5 protein-coding genes are annotated in these 6,098 nt (G+C 71.8%); 4 read left to right on the top strand and 1 reads right to left on the bottom strand.

Annotation, left to right across the window (positions count from 1 at the left end; translation table 11 throughout):
• The 3 genes from DQW06_RS18625 to DQW06_RS18615 form a co-directional block, all read left to right on the top strand.
• On the top strand, positions 1 to 2,135 hold a 2,135-nt coding region (locus DQW06_RS18625; RefSeq protein ID WP_198662484.1), incomplete at its 5' end, for a WD40 repeat domain-containing protein.
• A 26-nt stretch (positions 2,136 to 2,161) separates the two neighbouring features.
• Positions 2,162 to 3,037, top strand: a complete 876-nt coding sequence (locus DQW06_RS18620) for a hypothetical protein (protein WP_117199002.1) — start codon at positions 2,162 to 2,164, stop codon at positions 3,035 to 3,037.
• A gap of 221 nt (positions 3,038 to 3,258) precedes the next feature.
• On the top strand, positions 3,259 to 4,635 hold the full coding sequence (locus DQW06_RS18615; protein ID WP_013154648.1) for a GntP family permease: 1,377 nt from the start codon (positions 3,259 to 3,261) through the stop codon (positions 4,633 to 4,635).
• A 27-nt stretch (positions 4,636 to 4,662) separates the two neighbouring features.
• Here DQW06_RS18615 and DQW06_RS18610 read toward each other — a convergent pair whose 3' ends face one another.
• On the bottom strand, positions 4,663 to 5,379 hold the full coding sequence (locus DQW06_RS18610; protein WP_013154647.1) for a FadR/GntR family transcriptional regulator: 717 nt from the start codon (positions 5,377 to 5,379) through the stop codon (positions 4,663 to 4,665).
• A gap of 137 nt (positions 5,380 to 5,516) precedes the next feature.
• On the opposite strand from DQW06_RS18610, the gene DQW06_RS18605 reads away from it, so the two are divergent.
• Positions 5,517 to 6,047 carry a gluconokinase gene (locus tag DQW06_RS18605; RefSeq protein WP_013154646.1) on the top strand — a complete coding sequence of 177 codons (531 nt, stop codon included), beginning with the start codon at positions 5,517 to 5,519 and terminating at the stop codon, positions 6,045 to 6,047.
• Positions 6,048 to 6,098: the final 51 nt, after the last annotated feature.

The raw sequence follows: 6,098 nt of genomic DNA, 5'->3' as shown, positions 1-6,098 counted from the left end.
CTTCCGTGCACCCCCATGTCATGCCTGTCCGGGCGGGTGTCAGGTCCATCGACGCGGGCGGGTTCGGTGAACGGAGGGTGGTCCTGACCAGCGGGTGGGAGGACGCGCGGGTGTGGGACCTGGAGACCATGCGCCAGCAGGGCCACCCCCTGCGGGGGCACACCCAGGCGCTGAACCAGGCGGTTCTGACCTCGCAGTCGGATGATGTCTTCGCCGTCACCGTCAGCGATGACCGGACCGCGCGGGTGTGGGACCTGGCCGCGGACCAGCCCGAGACCGGGCACGTCGAGACCATCAACGCCGTCACCGCCGCGGTGCACGCGGGACGGCCCTACGCGGCGACCGGCGGGGCCGAGGGCATGCTGTGCGTCTGGGACCTGGAGGAACTCCGGGGGATCGCCCGGCCGCTGGAGAGCCACCACGGCGCCATCCGGGCGGTGGCGATGACCTCGGTGGACGGCGACCTGGTCGCGGTCACCGGAGGGGACGACACGAGTCTGCGGGTCTGGCATCCCCTCCGGGGACGCGAGTGCGTCCGACACCTCACCGGACACACCAACGCGGTCACCTGCCTCCAGACGGTGGAACTGAACGGCCGCTCCCTGGTGGTCAGCGGGAGCGAGGACGGAACCATCCGCCTGTGGGACCTGGGCGCGGGCGCCGATGTCGTCAGCCCCCTCACCGGGCAGATCGGCGGCATCCACGAGATGCGGGCCCGGGTGGACGCGGGGGTACTGCGCCTTCTCGTCCGGACGACGCAGGACTACCTGTACCTCTGGTCCTGGGAGGGGCGGCCCGCCACCCTCCCGGAACGCGTGGTCGGACGCGAGTCATGGGACGAGGCGCTGGACAGGGGCACGATCGGTATCGGTTTCGTCCGGGGGACTCCCGTGGCCCTGACCACGAGCGGGGCCAACGACCTGTGCTGTTACTCCGTCGAACACTGGCAGCCGGTCGGCCGTGCCCTGGAGGGGTGGGGCGTCCAACTGCTGAACTTCGGCGCCCGGGTCACCAACGACGGCCACACCGCGGTACTGGACGCGGACAGGAGGCTCCACCTGGGCGACCTGCTCGCGGGAGAGCGGCTGGGAAGGCCCCTGTTGTCCAGCGAGAACGGGCTGATCAAGGGCGTCTTCACGGAGACCGTCACGGGGCTCGGGTTCCTGTCCGTCCAGAACGCGCAGGCGCGCCTGTGGGACGTGGCCACGACCAGTCCGGTCGGAGAGGCCTTCTCCGGCCTCGACCACCAGCTGCGAGGGGTGTCCGTCGACGGTGCCCAGGGGAGGGTGCACACCATGGGGTTCGACGGGACGTTGCGCGCCCACGACGCGGACACCGGGCACCTGGCCCATCCCCTGCTCACCAGCCAGGAGCGCGGCTCACGTCTGTGCCGGGTCTCGGACACCACCCACCTCGTGCAGAGATGGCGGTGGATGGAGTTGGTCGACACGGCCACCGGGGAGGCGGTCGCCTCCTTCCACGAGCAGGACCTGGCGCCGTTGACGGAGTTCGCGGTACACGACCTGGACGGCCGGACCGTCGTGGTCACCACGGGCAAGGACGCCCGCCTCCACGTGTGGGACCTGGCCGAGCGCACGCGTGTCGGGGAACCGCTGGGAGGGCACACCGCGATCGTGCGCAACATCCGTACCGTGCGCATCGGTGACCGGCACCTGCTCGCCAGCGCGTCCGCCGACGGCACGGTCCGGGTGTGGGACCTGCGGACCCGAGAACCGGTCGCCGGGCCGTTCGGCGACGCCGGGACACGGTTGCGCGCGGTGGACATCGCCGACACCGGGGACGGAGGACTGCTCGTCGGTGGCGGCGACAAGGGCCCCCTCCTCGCCTGGAACACACGGGACTGGTCGCGTACCGCACTGCCGGTACCCGACCTCGTCGACGGGGTTCGGACGATCCGCATCGCCCGGGTCGCCGGTGTCCCGCTCGTCGTCGTCTCCGACCTCCAGGGTGTGATCCGCGCCTGGAACCACGCGGCCGGGACCATGGTCGGGGAGATCGGTGTGGGCAGTCTGGTCCACGACCTCTCGGTCACCCCGGACGGGAACCTCTACGCCGCCACCGACTCCGGCCTCGTCGCCCTCCGCCTCAACACGGACTCACTCACCCGCCCCTGAACCCCCCACCGCTCCAAGGAGGCCGCGTGGCCAGGATCCTCTGCGTCCACGGCATCGCCCAGCAGTTCAAGGGCGCCGAGACCCTGCTCGCCCAGTGGCGCCCCGCGCTCACCGACGGCGCGGCCCTGGCCGGGGCCCGCCTCGCTCCGGACGACGTCGCCATGGCCTTCTACGGCGACCTCTTCCGGCCCGCCGGGCACCGCGCGGTCGGACTCCCGCCCTACGACGCCTCCGACGTCGAGGAGGGCCTGGAACAGGACCTGTTGCGCGCACTGTGGGAGGAGGCCGCCCGGACCGACCCCTCGGTGCCCGGACCGGGGGCACCGGTCCGGTTCGGCGCCCCCTCCTGGGTACAGCGCGCCCTGGTGTCGCTGTCCCGCCACCCCGTCTTCGCGGGGCTCGCCGACCGCGCCATGATCGCCGACCTCAAGCAGGTCCGCGCCTACCTCACCGACCCCGCCGTGAGGTCGGCGGCCCAGCGGCGGGTCCTCGCCGGGATCGGTCCCGACACCCGCCTCGTCGTCGCGCACTCGCTCGGCAGCGTGGTCGCCTACGAGGCCCTGTGCGCCGCCTCCCGGGCCCCCTCCGACGATCCGGCCTCCGCCTCCGCTCCGCTCCTCGACCTCGTGACGGTCGGGTCCCCCCTCGGAATCGCGGGGCTGATCTTCGACCGCCTCCTGCCCTCCCCCGAGAAGGGCCGCGGCACCCGTCCGCCGGCGGTGCGCACGTGGACCAACGTGGCCGACCGGCGCGACGTGGTCGCCCTGGTCAAGGAGCTCGACCCGCTGTTCGGCGGCGTGGCGGACCTGCCGGTGGACAACGGGCCGAAGGCGCACGACGCCTCGCCCTACCTCACGTCCAGGGAGGTGGGGCTGGCGGTGGCCGCCGGGCTCACGGAGTGACGCCCGAACGCACCGGTGTGTCGCATGTCACCCTTGCCCCGGAAGCTGCTGGTGGGTCGGGTTTCCGGTGACGCAGGTCTCGCGGGCGTAACAGAACGGAACGCCGGTGTTCACATAACCTCACAAATGGTATTACCATTCTCGGAGCCTGCCCCCAGAGCAGGTCGGAGCCGTACTCCCGTACAGCTCAGCACCACCGCACACCCACGGAAGGCTCCGTCGTGGAGAACTTCGAACCCGTCTACGGGACGGGACCCCTTCTCGGGATCGCTGCGGGAGCCATCGCCCTCCTGCTGTTCCTGATCATCCGCCTCAAGCTGCACGCGTTCGTGGCGCTCATCCTGGTCAGCGTCCTGACCGCCCTGGCCACCGGCATCCCCGTCTCCGGGGTGGTGCCCACCCTCCTGGACGGCTTCGGGGGCACCCTCGCCAACGTCGCCCTGCTCGTCGGGCTCGGCGTGATGATCGGCCGCCTGCTGGAGATCACCGGAGGCGCGGCCGTCCTGGCCGGGGCGCTGATCAGGCTCTTCGGTGAGAAGCGCGCGCCGCTCGCGCTCGGCGTCGCCTCCCTGCTCTTCGGCTTCCCGATCTTCTTCGACGTCGGCCTCATCGTCATGCTGCCGATCGTCTTCAGCGTGGCCCGCCGCGTCGGCGGATCCGTGCTCATGTACGCGCTGCCCACCGCGGGAGCCTTCGCGGTCATGCACGCCTTCGTGCCCCCGCACCCCGGCCCGGTCACCGCGGCTGTGGAGATCGAGGCGGACATGGGCCTGGTGCTGCTGATCGGCACCATCCTGGCCATCCCCACCTGGTACCTGGCCAGCTACCTGTTCGGCCTGTGGGCCGGGAGGAAGTGGGAGCTGGCGGTTCCCGAGGACATCATGTCCGACGGCACCGTCAAGCACGAGAACCCGCCGCGCCTGGTGACGGTGCTGGCCGTCCTCCTGCTGCCGATGCTGCTGATCTTCGCCAACACCGGTATGACCACGCTCGTCTCCACGGGCGCGGTGCCCGCCGAGGCCACGTGGGTGCAGATCCTCCAGCTGCTCGGGCAGACCCCGATCGCGCTGCTCATCACCGTGCTCTTCGCGATGGTCGTGCTCAGCCCGGGCCGCTTCACCCGCCAGCGGGTGGAGGAGATCGTCGGCGGCGCGCTCGGCCCGGTCTGCGCCATCATCCTCATCACCGGCGCGGGCGGCATGTTCGGCGGCGTGCTGCGCACCAGCGGCATCGGCGACGCCCTCGCCGACAGCCTGGAGTCCACCGGCCTGCCGGTGATCGTCGCCGCCTTCGTCATCGCGCTCGCGCTGCGCGTCGCCCAGGGCTCGGCCACCGTCGCCATCACCACGGCGGCGGGCCTGATCGCCCCGGCCGTGGCGGCCACCTCGGGACTCTCCTCGATCGACCTGGCCCTGATCGTCATCGCGATCGCCTCCGGCGCCACCGCCCTGTCGCACGTCAACGACTCCGGGTTCTGGCTGGTCGGCCGTTTCCTGGGTATGGACGTCAAGACGACGCTCAAGACCTGGACGGTCATGGAGACCCTGATCGGCTTCATCGGCTTCGGGCTCGCCTTCGGACTCAGCCTGGTGCTGTGACCGCGCGGGCGGAACCCGGTCGTCCGCTCAGGACGCGGGTTCCGCCCTCCGGTCGCCCTCCAGCGCGACGGACACCTCGGTGACGATGGAGCGCATCGCGGCCTCCGCCACGTCGGGGAGGCCGTCCCGGATCGCCTGGGCCACGGCCTTGTGCAGCCGCAGCGCCTCCGGGCGCGGGTTGCGCGGCATCAGGTGGTAGGAGGTGCGTCCGACCAGGACCTCCGCCACCACCTGGGACAGGCCGACGAACATCTCGTTGCCGGACAGCTCCAGGATGCGGCGGTGGAACGTGACGTCCAACTCCAGGAAGGTCTCCAGGTCACCGGCGCGCCCGGTGCGGACCATCTGGTCGGCGACCACGACCAGCTGGGCCCGCTCCTCGGCGTCGCCGCGCTCGGCGGCCAGGGCCGCGGCCCCCGGTTCCAGCGCGGCGCGCAGTTCGTTGAGCGAGCGCAGCTGCTCCATCCGGCCGGGCCCGGCCAGGCGCCAGCGGATGAGCTGGGGGTCGAAGACGCTCCAGTCCCGGCGCGGGCGCACGCGGATGCCGGTGCGGGGGCGGCTGACCACCAGCCGCATGGACTCCAGGACGCGCACGGCCTCGCGCGCGACCGTCCGGGAGACGCCGAAGTCCTGTTCCAGGCCCTGGAGGGTGAAGGTGTGGCCGGTCCGGTACTCGCCTGCGGCGATGGCGGGTCCGAGCACCGCCAGCACGCGGTTGTGCAGTGTGCGGTGGTCCGTGGCCATCGTTCTCCTCGTGCTCCGGGGCCGTCCGGTTGGCCGCATGCGGCCGTGGGTCACGCTGAAGCCTAGCCGGATTGATTGATATCACTATTAACGGTGACGCTTGCGGCCGCGCAGGGGCACCACGACACGGAGAAACCATGCACTTTGTCTTCATGGGGGTCTCGGGCAGCGGCAAGACCACTGTCGCCGAACGTGTGGCCAAGCAGCTGGGCCTGCCCTTCGCCGAGGCCGACGACTTCCACCCCCGGGCCAACATCGACAAGATGGCGGCGGGCGTCCCGCTGACCGACGAGGACCGCTGGCCGTGGCTGCACGAGCTGGCCCGGTGGATCGCCGAGCACGAGGCCGCCGGCCAGTCCACGGTCATGGCCTGCTCGGCGCTCAGGCACAGCTACCGCGACGTCCTGCGCCAGGCCGCCCCGGGGGTGCGCTTCCTGCACATGCACGGCTCCGCCGAGGTGATCTGGCGGCGGATCGAGGCCCGCCAGGACCACTTCATGCCGCCCGCGCTCCTGGAGTCGCAGCTCGACACCCTCGAACGGCTGAGGGAGGACGAACCCGGCCTCGAACTCGACGTCAGGGACGACGTGGAGTCCCTCGTCGGACAGGCCCTGGAGTACGTGGGGCCGCTGCTGCGTCCGGCGGAGGCACCGGTCGTCGGGGACTGAGGCGAGCGCCGTCCCGGCGCGGCGGCAACGCCCTGTGGCGCCCCCCCCCCG

This window comes from Nocardiopsis sp. TNDT3, from assembly GCF_003427465.1.
GTDB classification, from domain to species: domain Bacteria; phylum Actinomycetota; class Actinomycetes; order Streptosporangiales; family Streptosporangiaceae; genus Nocardiopsis; species Nocardiopsis dassonvillei.
The sequence above is the reverse complement of the archived record's forward strand: the minus strand, read 5'-3'. Positions and strand labels throughout refer to the sequence as shown.

Excerpts from the sequence above, each read along its gene's own strand:
- DQW06_RS18610 (WP_013154647.1), bottom strand. The coding sequence starts at position 5,379 with ATGGCCACGGACCACCGCACACTGCACAACCGCGTGCTGGCGGTGCTC.
- DQW06_RS18605 (WP_013154646.1), top strand. The coding sequence starts at position 5,517 with ATGCACTTTGTCTTCATGGGGGTCTCGGGCAGCGGCAAGACCACTGTC.